Source organism: Streptomyces sp. NPDC047081, from assembly GCF_040643775.1.
GTDB lineage: Bacteria > Actinomycetota > Actinomycetes > Streptomycetales > Streptomycetaceae > Streptomyces.
The window spans coordinates 116,537-133,312 of the sequence record NZ_JBEYUY010000019.1; the positions used below are offsets into that span (position 1 = coordinate 116,537).

Annotated in this window: 18 protein-coding genes; 9 read left to right on the forward strand and 9 right to left on the reverse strand. The window is 70.7% G+C overall.

The features are described from left to right. Positions 1 to 166: 166 nt before the first annotated feature. Positions 167 to 754, reverse strand: a complete 588-nt coding sequence (locus ABZ848_RS31460) for an ABATE domain-containing protein (RefSeq protein WP_360837370.1) — start codon at positions 752 to 754, stop codon at positions 167 to 169. Positions 755 to 842: 88 nt separating this feature from the next. Between ABZ848_RS31460 and ABZ848_RS31465 the strand changes: the two genes are divergently transcribed. Together ABZ848_RS31465 and ABZ848_RS31470 are read left to right on the forward strand one after the other, a co-directional pair. Next, a complete protein-coding gene (locus ABZ848_RS31465) occupies positions 843 to 2,075 on the forward strand; it encodes a cysteine desulfurase (RefSeq protein ID WP_360837371.1) in 1,233 nt (410 codons plus the stop codon). A 66-nt stretch (positions 2,076 to 2,141) separates the two neighbouring features. Next, complete coding sequence (locus tag ABZ848_RS31470) at positions 2,142 to 2,582, forward strand: carboxymuconolactone decarboxylase family protein (RefSeq protein WP_360837480.1); 441 nt, start codon at positions 2,142 to 2,144, stop codon at positions 2,580 to 2,582. Here the strand turns inward: ABZ848_RS31470 and ABZ848_RS31475 are convergent. Then, positions 2,569 to 5,055 carry an alpha-L-arabinofuranosidase C-terminal domain-containing protein gene (locus ABZ848_RS31475; RefSeq protein ID WP_360837373.1) on the reverse strand — a complete coding sequence of 829 codons (2,487 nt, stop codon included), beginning with the start codon at positions 5,053 to 5,055 and terminating at the stop codon, positions 2,569 to 2,571. The genes ABZ848_RS31470 and ABZ848_RS31475 overlap by 14 nt on opposite strands. A gap of 143 nt (positions 5,056 to 5,198) precedes the next feature. Here ABZ848_RS31475 and ABZ848_RS31480 point away from each other — a divergent pair, with 143 nt between their 5' ends. Both ABZ848_RS31480 and ABZ848_RS31485 read left to right on the forward strand, forming a co-directional pair. After that, positions 5,199 to 5,453, forward strand: a complete 255-nt coding sequence (locus ABZ848_RS31480; protein ID WP_360837375.1) for a hypothetical protein — start codon at positions 5,199 to 5,201, stop codon at positions 5,451 to 5,453. Continuing rightward, positions 5,453 to 5,896 carry a DUF6314 family protein gene (locus tag ABZ848_RS31485; protein ID WP_360837482.1) on the forward strand — a complete coding sequence of 148 codons (444 nt, stop codon included), beginning with the start codon at positions 5,453 to 5,455 and terminating at the stop codon, positions 5,894 to 5,896. Before ABZ848_RS31480 ends, ABZ848_RS31485 begins: the two co-directional genes overlap by 1 nt. Here ABZ848_RS31485 and ABZ848_RS31490 read toward each other — a convergent pair. Both ABZ848_RS31490 and ABZ848_RS31495 read right to left on the reverse strand, forming a co-directional pair. Next, the gene (locus ABZ848_RS31490; RefSeq protein WP_360837376.1) at positions 5,878 to 6,471 is read right to left on the reverse strand and encodes a histidine phosphatase family protein; all 594 of its coding nucleotides are present in this window, start codon (positions 6,469 to 6,471) and stop codon (positions 5,878 to 5,880) included. The genes ABZ848_RS31485 and ABZ848_RS31490 overlap by 19 nt on opposite strands. Positions 6,472 to 6,574: 103 nt before the next feature. After that, complete coding sequence (locus tag ABZ848_RS31495) at positions 6,575 to 7,012, reverse strand: GNAT family N-acetyltransferase (protein ID WP_360837377.1); 438 nt, start codon at positions 7,010 to 7,012, stop codon at positions 6,575 to 6,577. Positions 7,013 to 7,120: 108 nt separating this feature from the next. Between ABZ848_RS31495 and ABZ848_RS31500 the strand changes: the two genes are divergently transcribed. Continuing rightward, positions 7,121 to 7,732: a DUF6461 domain-containing protein gene (locus tag ABZ848_RS31500; protein WP_360837379.1), complete on the forward strand. Its 612-nt coding sequence runs from the start codon at positions 7,121 to 7,123 to the stop codon at positions 7,730 to 7,732. Here the strand turns inward: ABZ848_RS31500 and ABZ848_RS31505 are convergent. Then, a complete protein-coding gene (locus ABZ848_RS31505; protein ID WP_360837381.1) occupies positions 7,729 to 9,165 on the reverse strand; it encodes a PLP-dependent aminotransferase family protein in 1,437 nt (478 codons plus the stop codon). The two genes, ABZ848_RS31500 and ABZ848_RS31505, sit on opposite strands and share 4 nt — an antisense overlap. Here ABZ848_RS31505 and ABZ848_RS31510 point away from each other — a divergent pair. Further along, complete coding sequence (locus ABZ848_RS31510; protein ID WP_360837382.1) at positions 9,164 to 10,081, forward strand: DMT family transporter; 918 nt, start codon at positions 9,164 to 9,166, stop codon at positions 10,079 to 10,081. The genes ABZ848_RS31505 and ABZ848_RS31510 overlap by 2 nt on opposite strands. Before the next feature lie 93 nt (positions 10,082 to 10,174). Beyond that, complete coding sequence (locus ABZ848_RS31515) at positions 10,175 to 10,366, forward strand: DUF1918 domain-containing protein (RefSeq protein ID WP_360837384.1); 192 nt, start codon at positions 10,175 to 10,177, stop codon at positions 10,364 to 10,366. Between the two features lie 4 nt (positions 10,367 to 10,370). On the opposite strand, the gene ABZ848_RS31520 is transcribed toward ABZ848_RS31515, so the two are convergent. Next, the gene (locus ABZ848_RS31520) at positions 10,371 to 11,639 is read right to left on the reverse strand and encodes a family 10 glycosylhydrolase (RefSeq protein ID WP_360837386.1); all 1,269 of its coding nucleotides are present in this window, start codon (positions 11,637 to 11,639) and stop codon (positions 10,371 to 10,373) included. A gap of 187 nt (positions 11,640 to 11,826) precedes the next feature. On the opposite strand from ABZ848_RS31520, the gene ABZ848_RS31525 reads away from it, so the two are divergent. Next, positions 11,827 to 12,687: a 3-hydroxybutyryl-CoA dehydrogenase gene (locus tag ABZ848_RS31525; RefSeq protein ID WP_360837388.1), complete on the forward strand. Its 861-nt coding sequence runs from the start codon at positions 11,827 to 11,829 to the stop codon at positions 12,685 to 12,687. Between the two features lie 222 nt (positions 12,688 to 12,909). Further along, complete coding sequence (locus ABZ848_RS31530; protein WP_360837484.1) at positions 12,910 to 13,167, forward strand: hypothetical protein; 258 nt, start codon at positions 12,910 to 12,912, stop codon at positions 13,165 to 13,167. 119 nt (positions 13,168 to 13,286) lie between these two features. Here ABZ848_RS31530 and ABZ848_RS31535 read toward each other — a convergent pair whose 3' ends face one another. The 3 genes from ABZ848_RS31535 to ABZ848_RS31545 form a co-directional block, all read right to left on the reverse strand. Then, a complete protein-coding gene (locus tag ABZ848_RS31535) occupies positions 13,287 to 13,826 on the reverse strand; it encodes an NUDIX hydrolase (protein ID WP_360837390.1) in 540 nt (179 codons plus the stop codon). Positions 13,827 to 13,901: 75 nt separating this feature from the next. Beyond that, positions 13,902 to 15,242, reverse strand: coding sequence for a transcriptional regulator (locus ABZ848_RS31540; RefSeq protein ID WP_360837391.1), 1,341 nt, complete (start codon positions 15,240 to 15,242; stop codon positions 13,902 to 13,904). A 359-nt stretch (positions 15,243 to 15,601) separates the two neighbouring features. Then, on the reverse strand, positions 15,602 to 16,636 hold the full coding sequence (locus tag ABZ848_RS31545) for a PP2C family protein-serine/threonine phosphatase (protein ID WP_360837393.1): 1,035 nt from the start codon (positions 16,634 to 16,636) through the stop codon (positions 15,602 to 15,604). Between the last annotated feature and the right edge of the window lie 140 nt (positions 16,637 to 16,776).

Sequence of the window (16,776 nt, forward strand, 5' to 3'; positions counted from 1 at the left end):
CTCCCCGCGGGTTATTGATTCGCGGAGTTAGACGGACCGACTTTCCCTTCGGTTGCCTCTCTCACAGGAAGTGGCAAGGTTGGTTCCGAATAACGGAATGCCTGTTGAATAACTTGGTTAACGGCCGGGAAACAAAAATATCCCGGCATCTTATTTAACGGTGAATTCAGCGCGTTTTCCGGGCCGCGTAGGCCCGCGCCGCCCGCACCCGGTTGCCGCACTTGGTCGTGCACCAGCGCCGCGCGCCGTGCGAGCGCAGGAACCAGCGGTCGCAGCCCTGGGCCTCGCACTCGGCGAGCTGCGCGGCCTCGGCGCCGGTCAGCAGGTCGGTGGCGTCCTCGGCGAGGAGGGAGAGCGCGGCGGCGGCCGGGTTGCCGGCGTCGGGTTCGTCGGCGCGGTGCGGGCCGTCGGCGGTCCAGGCGAGGCGCGGGGTGGAGGGGGCCGCCGCGAGCGCCGCGTTCAGGGTGGCGAGATGTCCGGCCGCCGGGCGCTCGTGGGCGCCGTACGCCTCGAAGAGTGCGCGGAGCGCCTCGCGGAGGCCGAGGAGCCTGCCGAACTGCCGGCCGTTCAGGGCCACGCGGTCGGGCAGCAGCTCGTGCCGGACGAGCCACAGGTGTCCGGCCTCGGTGTCCTCGAGCAGGTCGACCTCGCGGTGGCCGAGCGCAAAACGCGTGTTGACCAGGGCCAGCGAGAGGTAGAGCTCCTCTCCGGGGACCTGGAGCTGGGACAGGTAGACAGGGGCCTCGTCATCCACGGCCTCATGGTAGTGCTTGCGATTCTCCGTGAGGAGACCTAGCGTTCTCACGGAAAACAGACATGGAAACCATGAGAGGTGGCAGGCCGTGGGCTTCGACGTGGACGTGCTGCGCAGGGACTTCCCGATCCTGGAGCGGACGGTGGACAGCGGCGCCCGGCTCGTCTACCTGGACTCCGGCGCCACCACCCAGAAGCCGCTCCAGGTGCTCGACGCCGAGCGGGACTTCTACCTCACCCACAACGCGGCCGTGCACCGCGGCGCGCACCAGCTGGCCGGGGAGGCGACGGAGGCCTACGAGGGCGCGCGGGGCACGGTGGCCCGGTTCGTCGGGGCGCGGGACGACGAGATCGTCTTCACCAGGAACACCACCGAGGGCATCAACCTCGTCGCCTACGCGCTGGGCAACGCCCGCCGGCTCGGCCCCGGCGACCGGATCGTGGTCACGGAGATGGAGCACCACGCCAACCTGGTGCCCTGGCAGCAGCTGGCCGAGCGGACGGGCGCGACGCTGGACTGGTTCGGCCTGACCGACGAGGGCCGCCTGGACCTGACCCGGATCGACGAGCTCCTCGACGAGCGCACCAGGGTGCTGGCCGTCAGCCACCAGTCGAACGTCCTCGGCACCCTCAACCCGGTGCGCGAACTGGCCGACCGCGCCCATGAGTTCGGCACCCTGGTCGTGGTCGACGGCGCCCAGTCGGTCCCCCACCGCCCGGTCGACGTACGCGAGCTGGGCGCGGACTTCCTCGCCTTCTCCGGCCACAAGATGCTCGGCCCGAACGGCGTCGGCGTGCTGTGGGGCAGGCGTGAACTCCTCGCGGATCTCCCGCCGTTCCTCACCGGCGGCTCGATGATCGAGATCGTCGAGATGGACCGCACCACCTTCCTGCCCCCGCCGCAGCGCTTCGAGGCGGGCGTGCCGATGACGTCCCAGACGGTGGGGCTCGCGGCGGCCGTGGAGTACCTGGAGGCGCTGGGCATGGCGGAGGTGGCGGCGTACGAGGAGCAGCTCACCGCCCGCGCCCTGGAGCTGCTCGGCGAGGTGCCCGGCGTGCGGATCGTCGGCCCGGGCGACCTCACCGACCGCGGCTCGGCGGTCTCCTTCACCGTGGACGGCATCCACCCGCACGACGTGGGCCAGGTCCTGGACGAGCGGGGCGTCGCCGTCCGCGTCGGCCACCACTGCGCCCGCCCGATCGTGAAGCGGTACGGCATCCCGGCGACGACCCGGGCGAGCTTCTACGTGTACAACACGCCGGACGAGGTGGACGCGCTGGTGGCGGGTGTCCGGGCGGCTCAGGCGTACTTCGGCGGGTGATCACCGGGTCGCCTTGACCTGGAGCGTGCTCGAACTCCTACGGTCTTGTCCATGACCAACGCAGACATGAGTGAGAGCACCACCCGTGACGAGCGTTTCGCCCGTGGCCTGGAGATGCTGCAGAGCGTCGTCGGGGATGCGGGGCAGCGGGCCGTCGACTCGCTCGCCGACATCAGCCCGGAGATGGGCCACCAGATCGTCGCCTGGGGCTTCGGCGAGATCTACTCCCGGCCCGAACTCGCCCCGCGCGACCGCCAGTTGGTGACCCTGGGCATGCTCACCGCGCTCGGCGGCTGCGAGCCCCAGCTGGAGGTGCACATCAAGGCGTCCCTGAACGTGGGCCTCACCCCCGAGCAGATCGTCGAGGCGCTGCTGCACTCGGCGGGGTACTGCGGCTTCCCCAAGGCCCTGAACGCCACCGCCGTCGCGAAGAAGGTCTTCACCGAACGCGGGCTGCTGCCCCCGGGACAGCAGCCCGCGAAGGAGTCCCCGGCTACTTCTGCCTGATCCGCAGGAAGGTGATCGAGTTCGCCGGGAAGGTGTACGTGAACCTGTCGGCGACCCCGTCGAAGGTGGACGTCACCGGGGCGACGGCCGTGTTCGTCTCGGTGTTCACCGCGTCGGGCGCGGCGGCGAGCCGGGTCACGCGGGCCTTGGACGCGACCTTGGCGCCGCCGAGGTCGATCGCCGTACGGGCCGCCGAGGACTGGGCGTTGACGACCTTGACGATCAGGTCGCCGGTCTTCTTGTCCTCGGTGACGACCTGGCGGAAGGGCTCGGCCGGCTTGTCGTCGGTGAAGCTGCCCCACTCCTGGCCGTCGAGGTAGAGGGTGACCTGGCGGCCCCGCACCTTGATGTCGACGTCGTAGGCACGGCCGGTCTCGACCGACCCGGCCTTGGAGATCAGCGTCGACTTGCCGCCGTCCACGGCCTGCTCGACGGCGGTCTGGGTGTTGTTCCAGCCGCCGATGTTCCACCAGTAGTAGTTGCCGGTGTCCTTGACGCCGAAGGCGACGAGGAAGCCCTCCTTGCCGGACTTCTTGGTGGCCTTCACATGCAGGTCGTAGTCGTGCCAACTCGGGTCGCCGGCCTGGACCATGGTGTTCTCGGCGGTGTCCGAGGTCTCGACGTACTGTCCGTCCTGGACCGCCCAGCTCCCGCCGCCGGTGTGCGTCCACTGCGAGGCGTCACCGGAGAAGTCGTCGCTGAGCAGCGTGTTCCCGTCGGCGCCGGTCACCTTCACGTCGTCGTACGCGGCGCTCGTGTTCCAGGTCGACAGGCCGACGGCGCCGGTGATCGGGCCGAGCAGCGAGGGCGTGCCGGTGGCGGTCGAGGGGACGACCCGGTCGCCGACATTCGTCATGAACAGCTTTTGGACCTCGTAGTTGGCCGAGCCCCAGGAGGCGTGGTTGTTGAACCACACCATGTCCGGGCTCCACTGCACGTAGTCCTCGTTGGCGAACAGCGGCGCGTACGAGGCGAGTCTGACGACGTCGGCGTTTCGCTCGAGGCCGGTCATGTACGCGGCCTCGGCGAGCCCGCTCTTGAAGGCGTTGCCCCAGGAGGCGTACTCGCCCAGGAAGACCTTGGGCCCGCTCCTGTCATAGGAGTCGTAGCGGTCGTTGTTCTGCAGGAACCACTGCGGGCTGTTGTAGTAGTGCTCGTCGACCATGTCGACCTTGGCGTCCCTGTTCAGCTGCCAGGCCGTGTCGAAGGTCGAACCGGCGTCGTCGGGGCCGGAGTTGGAGATCACCTGCATGTACGGGTACTTCGCCTGGATGGCGGCCCGGAACTGCTTGAAGCGGGCGAAGAACTCGTCCGGGAGGTTCTCCTCGTTGCCGACCTCGATGTGGGTGAGGTGGAAGGGCTTCGGGTGGCCCATCTGGGCGCGCTTCCTGCCCCACTCACTCGTCACCGGCCCGTTGGCGAACTCGATGAGGTCGAGGGTGTCCTGGATGTGTCGCTTGAGCAGCGCGGGGTCGTCGACGGCCTTGTTCTGGCCGCAGCCGGTGACCAACGCCGGGACGACGGGCAGCGGCATGGCGCCGATGTCCTCGGCGAAGCGGAAGTACTCGTAGTAGCCGAGGCCGTAACTCTGGTTGTAGCCCCAGAAGTTGGAGTTGGTGGCGCGCGTCTCGACCGGGCCGATGGTGTCCTTCCACTGGTACGAGCGCTTGCGCTGATAGCCGGAGGCCTCGCTGTAGTCCTCCATGGACCCGGTGTTGACCAGGCAGCCGCCGGGGAAGCGCACGAAGCCCGGGTGCAGGGCGGCGACCTTCTCGGCGAGGTCCTTGCGCAGGCCGTTCGGCTCGTTCTTGTAGGTGTCGCGCGGGAAGAGGGACACCATGTCGAGGGCGGTCGCGGCCGAAGTGGCCACGGTGAGGCGGCCGTCGGAGCTGGTGCGGGTGGCGGTGAACGTGGTCTTGTACTGGGCCCAGCCGCCCTTGCGCACGGCGACCCGGCGGGCGGTGGCCAGGGTGCCGTCGGCGTCCTGCAGCGAGACGGTCAGCGCGGTGCCGCTCCCGGCCCGGGCCCACACCGAGAAGTCGTACTTCCTGCCCGCCTCGACACGGATGCCGGTGTTGTATCCCGCGTTCGTGACGGACGAACCGGCGCCCAGGGAGAGGTAGTCGCGGTTACGGGCGTTCAGGCGCCCGTCGTCGTCCACGACCTGCGCGCTGCCGGTGACGGTCCACGCGGTGAGCGGGGTGTACGAGGTGTTGTCGGCGGTCGAGTACTCGAAGGACCGATTCTGCACGAGCTCGGCGTACAGACCGCCGTCGGCGGCCCGGTTGATGTCCTCGAAGAAGACGCCGTACATCGTCTTGTCGATCTTCGCGCCCTTGGTACCGGGGTCGACGGTGATCGAGTAGTCGGTGACGTCCTCGGCGTGGGCGGGGGACGGCAGGAGGCCGACGGCCAGCAGGAAAGCGCTTGCACCGAGGCCGAGTCTCAGGCGGGTGCGGGTGGTGCGTGACATGGATACTCCGCGGCTCTTGATGGATCGTTCTGAACGGCTCGTTCGTTCGAAATATCAGACAGCGGTCAGTACTTCGAACGGCAAGATAGGGAAGGGGCGTGTGCACGTCAATGGGGCCCGCGTGGGGACGTAGGGTCGGGGGCATGGACGAGCTGCTGCCCCATCTCCTCGTGTTCGGCGCTCTGGCCCTGGTCATGGGAGCGTTCACCGGGCTGGCGCGGCTGATCCGCCGCCGTGGTGGAACCGGCGGGGGCCTGGGCGCGGCGCTGGCCGCCTACGAGGAGGCCTTCCGGGCCACGAGCCATGCCGCGCACTACGAGATCCGGGCGGAGGCCGAGCGGAAGGACCCGCTGGAGTCACCAGATCCCCAGCGGATCAGGGCGAAGAGAGGGCGATGATGGGTGAGTTCCGGCCGGTGGCGGACGCGCTGGCCTATCTCGCCGGGAGTTGGCGGGTTGCGCGGACAGTGCGGGATCTGGCGAGCGGGGACGAGGGGCGGTTCGAGGGCGTGACGCTGTTCAGCCCGCTGGAGGGTGGCGGGCTGCTGCACGAGGAGGCCGGGACCTTCACCTGGCAGGGCGTCGCGCGGCCCGCCGAGCGCACCCTGCGTTTCCTGCCCGGCAGTTCAGCGGGGACGGCGGACGTCCGTTTCGCCGACGGCCGTCCCTTTCACGACCTCGACCTGACCACCGGTCGTCACCTCACCGACCACCCCTGCTCGGCGGACCTCTACCGAGGCGAGTTCACCGTGCGGGACGCGGATCACTGGCGGACGGTGTGGCGGGTGGGCGGTCCCGCCAAGGACCTGGTGCTGACGACCGACTACGTGCGCGAGGGCTGAGCGGGCGTGCCGTCGAGGCGGAGGTTCCAGCGGCCGGCGCGGCCGGTGACGGTGGTCGTGGACAGCGGGCGGACGTCGATGTTCCAGTAGCTCGACGGGGGCGCCTTCAGGGCGTAGACGAGCGCGGCCCGGATGACGGACGGCTCCGCGACGGCGACGATACGGCCGCCCTCCTCGAAGGGGCGGGTGTCGAGCCAGTTGCCGACGCGGGCGACGAAGGCCATCAGGGACTCGCCGCCGTGCGGGGTGGAGCGCGGGTCGGCGAGCCAGGCGTCCACCGCCTCGGGCTCGCGGGCCATGGCCTCGCCGAGGGTCAGACCGCGCCAACGGCCCATGTCGCAGTCACGGAGGGCGAGTTGCACGAGAGGGGCGTAGCCCAGCGCGTCGCCGGTGGCGCGGCTGCGCGGGGTGGGCGAGCAGTAGCGCAGCTCGGCGGCCGCGAGCGGGATCAGGTCGTGGGCGACGTGCTGGACCTCGTCCCAGCCTGCCTGGTCCAGCGGACGGTCGTCCTCGAAGCGCTCGGCGAGCAGCGGGGAGCTGCGCGCGGCGGCGACGAAAGTGACCCGAAGTGGCATGCGGTGATGGTGTGACGTGAAAGTGCGCAGGTCAAGGGGTGTTGGTGAGGATTCACGGAAGGTGCCCGAAACCTTACTTCGAGGTCAGGATCTGCCGGACATGTCACTCGAAAACGAGGGCCATCCAGATGCCGGGGTCGGCGAGCGGCTCGAAGCCGAGCTTGGCGTAGACGCCGTGGGCGTCGGCGGTGGCGAGCATGATGCGGCGCAGGCCGAGGGGCTGGAGGTGGTCGCGTACGGCGCCGACGAGGGCGGTGCCGATGTTCTTGCCGCGGACGGAGCGGTCGACGTAGACGTCGCAGAGCCAGGCGAAGGTGGCGTGGTCGGTGACGACACGGGCGTAAGCCACCTGCTCCCCCGACCCGGCGTCGTACACCCCGAAGTTGAGCGACCCGGCGATGGCCCGCTCCTGCTTCTCGCGGGGGCGGCCGGTCGCCCAGTAGGCGTCGGTGGACAGCCACCGGTGCACACGGCCGACGTCGAGCCGCTCGGGGTCGGTGGAGATCTCGTAGCCGTCGGGGAGGGGCGGGGTGTCGGTCATGGCGGGAGACTGGCAGGTCGGGGGGTGGGGCGTCGAGGGGTTTTCCCGGTGGCCGAGTGGCCGAGGGTGTTGTCAGTGGCGGGTGCGAGGCTGGGTGCCATGACGGGGATGACGACTGCGGCGGACTACGGGTGGCTGAAGGAGCGATACGAGTTCCTGATGGAGGCGTACTGCATGACGCTGGTTCAGGGGCTCGCACCCGAGGAGCTGCTCCGGCGGCTGGGGGCCGAGCCCCGGGGCCGGATCGTGGGAGTGGACGGGCTGAGCGAGCCGTCGTACGCCGGGCGAGAGCCGTCCCGGCTGTTCGTCGGTTGCGCGGTCGTAGGCAACTGGTCGCTCATGGCCGAGTTCAACGGCTACCTCGGCGTCACGAACGCCGTCATGCTGCCCGTCTCGCGCGGTCGCACGGTGGTCTCCCACTTCCTCAACGTCAACGCGGTGGACCACTTCTGCTGGTACGAGAACGGCGAGCTGCGCCTGGACTTCGAACCGCTCTTCGCCCACGAGCGCTACGGCTCCCGTCCCGACGAACTGCTCGCCGAGATGCGCGAGTCGGGCTTCGACCTGACCGAGCGCGAGGAGTACGACGACGAGTACTACGAGGCGCTCACTGGGGCCTCCTTCGCCCTGGCCCACCGCATCACCGGCATACGCCTGACGCCGGAGCTCTTCGCGTCGGCGGAGTTCACGTGCGGGACGGTCCCGATGCCGCGCGCCTAGAGCGCCTCTTCGCAAGCCGTACGCAACCGCCGTACCCCCTCCGTGATCTCCCCCGCCCCCGCCACCGCCGCGAAGCTCAGCCTCGCGTGGGCCGCCGGGGGTTCGGCGCTGAAGTACGGGCGGCCCGGGGTGAGCGCCACGCCCGCTCGCAGGGCCGCGGACGTGAAGGCCGTGTCGTCCGTGCCGTCGGGGAGGCGGAGCCAGAGGTGGTAGCCGCCGGACGGGATGTGCGGGAGCGCGAGGTCGGGGAGCGTGAGGCCCAGGGCCGTGGTCATGGTGTCGCGGCGGGACTTCAGCTCGGACGAGATCGTGCGGAGGTGGCGCGGCCAGGCCGGGGACCCGACGAGTTCGAGCGCCGCCTCCTGGAGCGGGCGGGGCACGAAGAAGGTGTCGACGATCTGGATGGCACGCAGGCGTTCCAGGACCGGACCGTGCGCGGCGAGGGCGCCGATACGGAAGCTCGGTGAGGTCGCCTTGGTGAGCGAGCTGACGTGGACGACCACACCGTCGGGGTCGTCGGCGGCCAGCGGACTCGGCAGCGGGCCCGCGTCCTCGTGCACCAGCCGCCGTACGAAGTCGTCCTCCACCACGAACGCGCCCGCCTCCCGGGCGATACGGAGAACCTCGCCCCGCCGCTCGGGCGCGAGGACCGCGCCGGTCGGGTTCTGGAACAGGGGCTGGCAGACGAAGACCCGCGCGCCGGTCGCGCGGAACGCGTCGGCGAGGAGGGCGGGTCTGACGCCGTCCGCGTCGACCGGGACCGGGACCGGGCGCAGGCCCGCCGCGCGGGCGATCGCCAACATGCCGGGATACGTGGGGGATTCGACGAGGACCGGTGCGCCGGGCGGGGCCACCGCGCGCAGGGCCGTGGTCAGCGCCGACTGGCCGCCCGCGGTGATCAGCACGTCGGCCGCGGTGACCCTGCCGCCGATGCCGCGCGCGAACCACTCCCGCAGCTCCGGAAGCCCCTCCATCGGCGGCCTGCCCCAGGCACCGGGACGCCGGCCCGCCCGCGCCAGCGCCGCCGCCATCGCCCGCTCCGGCTGCAACGACGGGTGCAGATAGCCGCCGTTGAACTCCACGACGCCCGGCGGGGGCGCGGCGAGGGAGACGACGACGCCGGACGCGTCCACCGTGCGCGGTACGAGGTCGGCGGCGCCGTCCGCGCTGAGCGCGACCTCCTGCCAGGAGGTGTCGCCGACGGTCGGCACGGCCGTGGCACGCGGCTCGGCCCGGAAGGCACCGGCGCCGGGCCGGGTGACGACCAGCCCCTCGGCGGCGAGCTGTGCCAGGGCCCGCGAGACGGTCACGGGACTGACCCGGTAGCGCTCGACGAGGGCCCGGCTCGACGGGAGCTTTCCGCCGGGAGAGTAGCGGTCGAGCTCCCGCTTCAGCTGTTCCGCCAGTTCACCGACACTGCTACGCTCTTGCATGAGAGCACAGAGTAGCGCTACTGCCCCAACCTCGATAGCGGTGGTCACCCCGCCGAAGGCCAACACCACCGGCACCCTCCAGGCCGCCCTCGGTGTCGTCGCCTTCTCGCTCACCTTCCCCGCCACCGCATGGGGACTCGAGGGGTTCGGGCCCTGGGCGCTCGTCGCCGTGCGCAGTGTGCTCGCCGCGGTCATCGCCGGAGTCTGTCTGCTGGCCCTGCGGATAGCCGTGCCCCAGCGACAGCACTGGACCGGGCTTCTGGTCGTCGGCAGCGGAGTCGTCGTCGGGTTCCCCCTCCTCACCACCCTCGCGCTGCGGACCTCCACCACCGCGCACGCGGCCGTCGTCGTCGGGCTGTTGCCGCTCACCACCGCGCTGTTCTCCGCCCTGCGCATGGGCAGCCGCCCCTCCCGCACCTTCTGGGTCGCGGCGTTCGCGGGCGCGGCAGCGGTCGTCGCGTTCACCGTGCAGCAGAGCGGCGGTGCGCTCACGACCGCCGACCTGTACCTTTTCGGCGCCCTGCTGGTGTGCGCGGCCGGCTACACGGAGGGCGGCCGGCTGGCCCGCGTCATGCCGGGCTGGCAGGTCATCGGCTGGGCGCTGGTGATGTGTCTGCCGCTGACCGTGCCGGCCGCCGCGGTCGCGCTGTCGTACGAGCCGGTGCACCTGACCCCGCACAGCGTGGCCGGGCTGCTGTGGGTCGCGGCTGGCTCGCAGTTCCTCGGCCTGGTCGTCTGGTACCGGGGCATGGCGGCGATCGGCATCCCCAAGGCCAGCCAGTTGCAGTTGGCCCAGCCCCTGCTCACACTGGTGTGGTCGGTGCTGCTGCTCGGCGAGCACCTGACGGTGGCCGCACCGCTGACGGCCGCGGCGGTACTGGTGTGCATCGCCGTCACCCAGCGGGCGCGAGGCTGACCGGCGCTCCCGCGCCGGTTCCAACCGCGGCCCGGGGCCGTAAAATCGGGGCCACGGACCGTTGCTCCCGCACCTGGTGAGGAGGCCCTACAGATGCGTGCAACCGTGGGCGACCAGCTTGTCCAGCACGGCAGGGTGGTCGGACAGCAGGACAAGGTCGGCGAGATCGTCGAAGTGATGGGCCAGGAGGGCAACCCTCCGTACCGCGTCCGCTTCGAGGACGGGCACACGGGCATCTGCTCGCCCGGCCCGGACACCGAGATCCGGCACAGGGAAACGCAGTAGCGGATCAGCGCGGGGGCTTCGCCGGCTGCTTGTAGTGGTCGGCGACGACCCGTGCCATCGCGCCGATGGGATCCGTCGCCAGTTCCTTCGCGGCGAAGAAGGCGTGGCCGCGCACCTGCGGGTACTTGGCGGCCAGGGTCAGATGCCGGGAGAGTTCGGCGGGATCCTGCCAGGCGGCGGGCTGCGCCGGGTCACCGGCCTTGTAGAGGGCCTCGCCGATGTACAGCTTCGTCGCCGTGCCCTTCGCCACGCCAGCCCACCAGGACACGAGCTTGGCGTAGTCGGCCGCGGCGAAGCCGATGTTCCAGTAGATCTGAGGGGCGATGTAGTCGATCCAGTTCTGGCGCACCCACTTGCGGGTGTCCGCGTGGAGATCGTCGTACGTCTGCACCCCCGCCTTGGTGTCCGAGCCGTGCGAGTCGGTCGCGATGTTCCGCCACACGCCGAAGGGGCTGATGCCGAACTGCGTGCCGGGCCGGATCTCCTTGATGCGGGCCGCCGTCTCCCGCACCAGCTTGTCGATGTTGCTGCGGCGCCAGGCGGCCCGGTTCGCGAAGCCGGCGCCGTAACGGTCGTACGCGGCGTCGTCGTCGAAGGTCTGCCCGGCCACCGGGTACGGGTAGAAGTAGTCGTCGAAGTGCACGGCGTCGACGGGGTACTTCTTCACCGCGTCGAGGATCGCGTTCTCGACGAAGGCCCGGACCTGAGGCAGCCCCGGGTTGTAGTAGAGCTTGCCGCCGTACTTCACCACCCAGTCGGGGTGCTTGCGCGCGGGGTGCGAGGCGATGAGCTTGCTCGGGTCGGACTGGTTGGAGATCCGGTACGGGTTGAACCAGGCGTGCAGCTGGAGGCCGCGGGCGTGGGCCTCCTTGACCGCCGTGCCGAGCGGGTCCCAGCCCGGGGCCTTGCCCTGGGTACCGGTGAGGACGTTCGACCAGGGCTCGTACGGCGAGGGCCAGAGCGCGTCGGCGGTGGGCCGTACCTGGAAGATCACGGTGTTGAGGCGGTCCTTGACGGCCCGGTCGAGGATCGCGATCAGCTCGGCCTTCTGCTGGGCCGCGGTCAGCCCCGGCTTGGACGGCCAGTCCCGGTTGGCCACGGTGGCCACCCACACGCCCCGCAGCTCGCCGGACGCCCGCCGGCGCGGAGCCTTGTCGTCCGTGCCGCCAGCCATCGCCGCACCGGCCGCCACCGCGCCACCCCCCGCCACGAGTGCCGACAGGGCCGTCACCGCGAACGCCCGCCGCGACAGCCGAGACCTCCGGTGCAGCATTCCCCTACCTCCATCTGCCGATGCGCCTGCCCGGGCGCGATTCTGGACCCGGGCCGCCTCCGGCGTCAGCCTGCCACGCGGTACCCGAACGATCGATCAACGATCGCCGGAGGTAACGTGCAGGTTCGGAGCAGGCACCGAACCACCGGGGACCCTGCCGGATTCGTAGATCAGCGAAGGGGACGATGTGACCGACATCGAGCGCGTCGGAGTGGTCGGCTGCGGCCAGATGGGAGCGGGCATCGCCGAGGTGTGCGCCCGGTCCGGCCTGGACGTGAAGGTCGCCGAGACCACCGGCGAGGCCCTGGAGATCGGCCGGACCCGGCTGTTCAACTCCCTCGCCAAGGCCGCCGAGCGCGGCAAGATCACCGAGCAGGAGCGGGACGAGACGCTCGCGCGCCTCAGCTTCACCACCGACCTCGGCGAGTTCGCCGACCGCGACCTGGTGATCGAGGCCGTCGTCGAGAACGAGCAGGTGAAGACGGAGATCTTCCAGGTCCTCGACCAGGTGGTGACCCGCCCGGACGCGATCCTCGCCTCCAACACCTCCTCGATCCCGCTGGTGAAGCTCGCGGTCGCCACCTCGCGCCCGGACCACATCGTCGGCATCCACTTCTTCAACCCGGCCCCGGTGCAAAAGCTCGTCGAGCTGATCCCGGCGCTGACCACCTCCGAGGGCACGCTCAGCCGCGCCCAGGTCTTCGCCGAGAAGGTGCTCGGCAAGCACGCGATCCGCGCGCAGGACCGTTCCGGCTTCGTGGTCAACGCGCTCCTGGTGCCGTATCTCCTCTCCGCGATCCGCATGTTCGAGTCGGGCATCGCGGGCCGCGAGGACATCGACAACGGCATGGAGATGGGCTGCGCCCACCCGATGGGCCCGCTGAAGCTGTCCGACCTGATCGGCCTGGACACCATCGTCTCGATCGCCAACTCGATGTACGAGGAGTACAAGGAGCCGCTGTACGCCGCTCCCCCACTGCTCCAGCGCATGGTCGACGCGGGCCGGCTGGGCCGGAAGACCGGCTCGGGCTTCTACACCTACGGCTGACGGCGACCGCCGCTTGCACAGTGCCCGTTCCAGGGTGCTGATTACACAGTGCTACGACCGCGGGCCCGGCACCCTTCGGAGCGCCGGGCCCGTGGCATTCACACACCGTGTGCGCGGCGGGCCCGCATATGCCGCGCGCACACGCTCCCCACGCGCCCACCAGGCGAGTTGACTCTTCATGCGCATGCAAGGGATGTGACGACTACGGAAAGGAGCGGACTCGTGACCGCCGACCCCGAGCATCCCGTGGCACTTGGAGAACTCGCAGAGTTACGCCGTCGCCTCGACGTCGCCTACGCGCGCGTCGAGGGAGGGCTGGCCCTGCTCAACCATCGCACCGAGGAGACCGACAAGGAGATGGACGACCTCAGCGCACGGATCGTCGCGCTGGAGCACGCCCGCTGGCCGTTGCCCGCGATAGCGACACTGACCGCGGTGGGCGCGCTGGTGGCGACACTCTGGCAGGCGCTGGGCCACTGAACGCCGGTTGGGGCAGCGCCCCTTCAGGGGCGCGGGGCTGTGTTGCACGTGCGGCTACCGCCGCGCGGGCGCGACCAGCCACGACGGCGCCGCAGACAACGACGGCCCACCGCGCAGCGCTACGCGTCCTGGCCGAGCCTGAGGTGGTGCAGGAGCAGTAACGCGGCCGCCATGTTGGCGGCCGGGACCTCCCCGCGGGCGATCATGTCGGGGACGAGCTTGAGCGGGACCCACTCCCGGCGGTCCGACTCGAAGTCGTCCACGGGGTGTCCGGTGTACTCGCCCTCGTCCGACCAGTAGATGTGGTGCCGGGCGTCGGTGAGGCCGTTGGACGGCTCCACCGTCATCAGGTGGTGCAGGGGCCCCGGCCGCCAGCCGGTCTCCTCCTCCAGTTCCCTGGCGGCCGCCACGGCGATGTCCTCGCCGTCCTCGACCACCCCGGCCGCGAGTTCCCACCCCCAGCTGTCGGTGATGAATCGGTGCCGCCACAGCAGCAGCACCTCGTTCGCCTCGTTCACCACCGTCGCCACGGCCACCGGCCGCAGCCGTATCAGGAAGTGATCGAGGTGCCGCCCGTCGGGCAGCTGTACATCGGCGAGATTGACGCTGAACCAGCGGTTTGAGTACACAGGCTGTTCGTTCTGTTTCGTCCACTGCACGGTTCTGCCACCTTCCGTCGAGTAAGTGGCAATATCGCAGCAGGGACTGTGGGTCGGCGGTGCTCGGGAACCGGTCTACAGCGGTACGCGCAGTGCCCCGTCGATGAGTTCGGCGGCCTCGGCGGTGCCCGCGCAGCCGCTGCGCACCAGGTGTTCGCGCACCGCCCGGAGTCTGTCGCGCAGCCGCTGGGACTCCATTCCACGGGCCTGTTCGGCCATCTGCACCGCTGTGGCCACCGCCTTGTCGGCGTTTCCGCGGCGCAGTTCGATCGTGCTGAGCATGGCGAGCCGGTGCACGCGCCCCCGGTCGTGCGCCGGGTTGTCCACGGCGGCCGCGGCGTGCTCCCCCGCCGCCACCAGTTCCCCGAGACTCAGCAACGCCTCCGCCACCTGGACGTTGACCAACCCGGGCTGGACATAGCCCGTTTCGTCGGGTTCGTATCCGCGCCGGATGCGTTCGGCGGCCTGCTCGGCACGCCGGATGCAGGACAGCGCGGTCGTGCCGTCACCGAGGTGTGCGTACGCCTTGGCCTGCATCGCGTAGAGATCGCAGGCGAGCGCCGGTGTGATGTGTTTGCCGGCGGCGCGCAGCGCGGCCTCCGCGAACGCGACGGCCTGCCGGTACTCCCGCATGAAGAGCGCCTGGTTGACCAGCAGGGCGATCACATACGCGCCAAGTCCCCGGTCCCCGCTGGCCTTGGCGAGCCTGAGCGCCTGGTGGAAGTAGCGCTGGGCGAGCCCGTGCGCGTCGGAGTCGTAGGCGCAGATGCCGGCGATCGCCACCAACCCGCCCGTCGCCCGGTGCAGTTGGCGGCCCGTGGCATCGGTGTAGCTGCCCCGCAGCAGCGGGGCGGCCTCGGCGTTCAGGAAGCCGACGATCCGCGTGCGCGTCGCGATCCCGCCCGCCTTGCGGTACATCTGCTCGTAGTGGGTGCGGGCGGCCCGCAGCATCTCCAGGTCGGCGGGGGTGACCCGATGCCGCCCACCCCGCGACACGTCCACGTCCTCGGGCGGGTTCTCCCACTCCCACACGGGCATGACCGCGGGCGTGCCGGTCACCGCGGGCGCACCCAGTATGTGCGGGCGCTGCTGCTCGTCGGAGCGCCACAGCGCGGTGGCCCGCTCGACGAAGCCGGAGAGGGAGGTGCCGTGCGGGGCGGACGGCTCGCCCGGCACCCCGAGCCCGATGTCGTCGAGCGTGACGGGCCGGTGCAGGCGCCCCGCCAGGACCTCGCAGATCAGGTCGGGCACCTGCCCTCGCGGCCGCTGGCCCTTCAACCACCGTGCGACGGCGGTGTGTTCGTACCGCAACGCGAGCCCGCGCGCCCGCCCCGCCTGATTGACGTGTGCCGCCAACCCCGCGTGCGAGATCCCGGCCTCGTCCAGGATCGCGTCGAGCAGAGTGTTGGGCTGCATATATGCCCCCCGGGAGCCTCGGTGCCGTCAGAGTAGTGCGAGCGGCTTCACACGGGGTGTGAACGGAGTGCCCGAATCCGCAGCGTACGCGCACTGTCGCGGAGAGTTTCGGGCCGGTTGACTGAAATGCCTCGCAAGAGGCCGGCCGGGCCGCCGGCTCCCCCTCGTACAGTGCGGCGGCCCGCTTCCGCGCCGTCCGCCCAGCTGCCTGCCCGACACTCCGTGGCGGGGCGGACGGCGCCGCCGACCGGACCAGACACGAACACCGATACCGACACCGAAGAACCAACCGACCCGCCGAGACCACGCGGGAGCGCCGGGCGCACCGCGGGGGTACGTGGCGGTTCGCGGCCTCGACGTCACGTGAGGCGGTGCGCCCGGTGTCCGACCGGCTCACCTGGAGGCTGTCGTACGACATGACGGCGGTCGTTGCGCAGGAGCAGCAGCGCGACGTCGTCGGCGGGCCTGCCGCCGGTGTGGCGCAGCAGCCCCGCCAGCACGGCGCGCAGCACCGACTGCGGGGAGACCGGCCCGGCCGCGACGGCCTCGGCGAGCGCGGCCGGCAGCGGAAAGAACCGGCCATGACCGTCACGGGCGTCCTCGACACCGTCCGTGTGCAGGAAGAGGGTCTCGCCGGGCAGGAGTTGACCGCAGCGGACGGCGGGCAGCTCGGCGGGCAGCGGGAACGGCCCGAGGGGAGGCAGCGGTTCGGCCCGGGTGAGGGGCTCCGCCCGGGCCCCGCTGAGCAGATACGGCCACGGATGCCCGCAGTTGAGGACGCGCACCTCCCCGTCCGGCCGGATCTCCAGCAGCAGTAAGGTGACGAACTCCTCGGCGACCGGACTCTCCGGCTCGCCCCCGGCGGAGGGATGCTCGGCACGGGCCCGCTCCCTCAGATGCCGCCCCAGCGCCCGCTCCAGCCGCCGCAGCACACACGCCAGATCCACCTCGTCGTGCACGGCCTCCCGAAAACTCCCGAGCACAGCGGCGACGGTCCCGACGGCCGCCAGCCCATGCCCCCGCACATCCCCCATCACCACCCGCACCCCGTGCTCGGTGGCGATGACCTCGTACAGGTCCCCGCCGATCACGGCCCCCCGATCCGCGGACAACTGCGCGGCGGCGACATTCAGCCCGTCGACCCGAGGCGGCAACGGCCGCAGCAACACGCTCTGCGCAACCCCCGCGACCTTCTTGACCTCCCGCAGCTCACGCAGCAGAGCATGCCGGACATGGAGTATCAGCCCGGTCCCCACGGCGAAGAACACGGCACTGGTGACGATCCGAGCCCCCAGCCCGTTCTGCTGGGCGAGCGGACAGGCCAGCTTGTAGGTGATCGCCACGGCCCCCCATGCCGTAGGAAGCCCCAACGCGAGCAAGCGCTTGCGATTCATGCCGATGGCCCCCCATACAGGCCCCGAGAGCACAGCCGGACCGACCCCGAAAGGCCGGTCCGATTCTGTCGACCACATGACCCGCAAGGACCAGATCACCCAGATTCATCACCCGGATGAGTGACACGCCCCCAGCCACT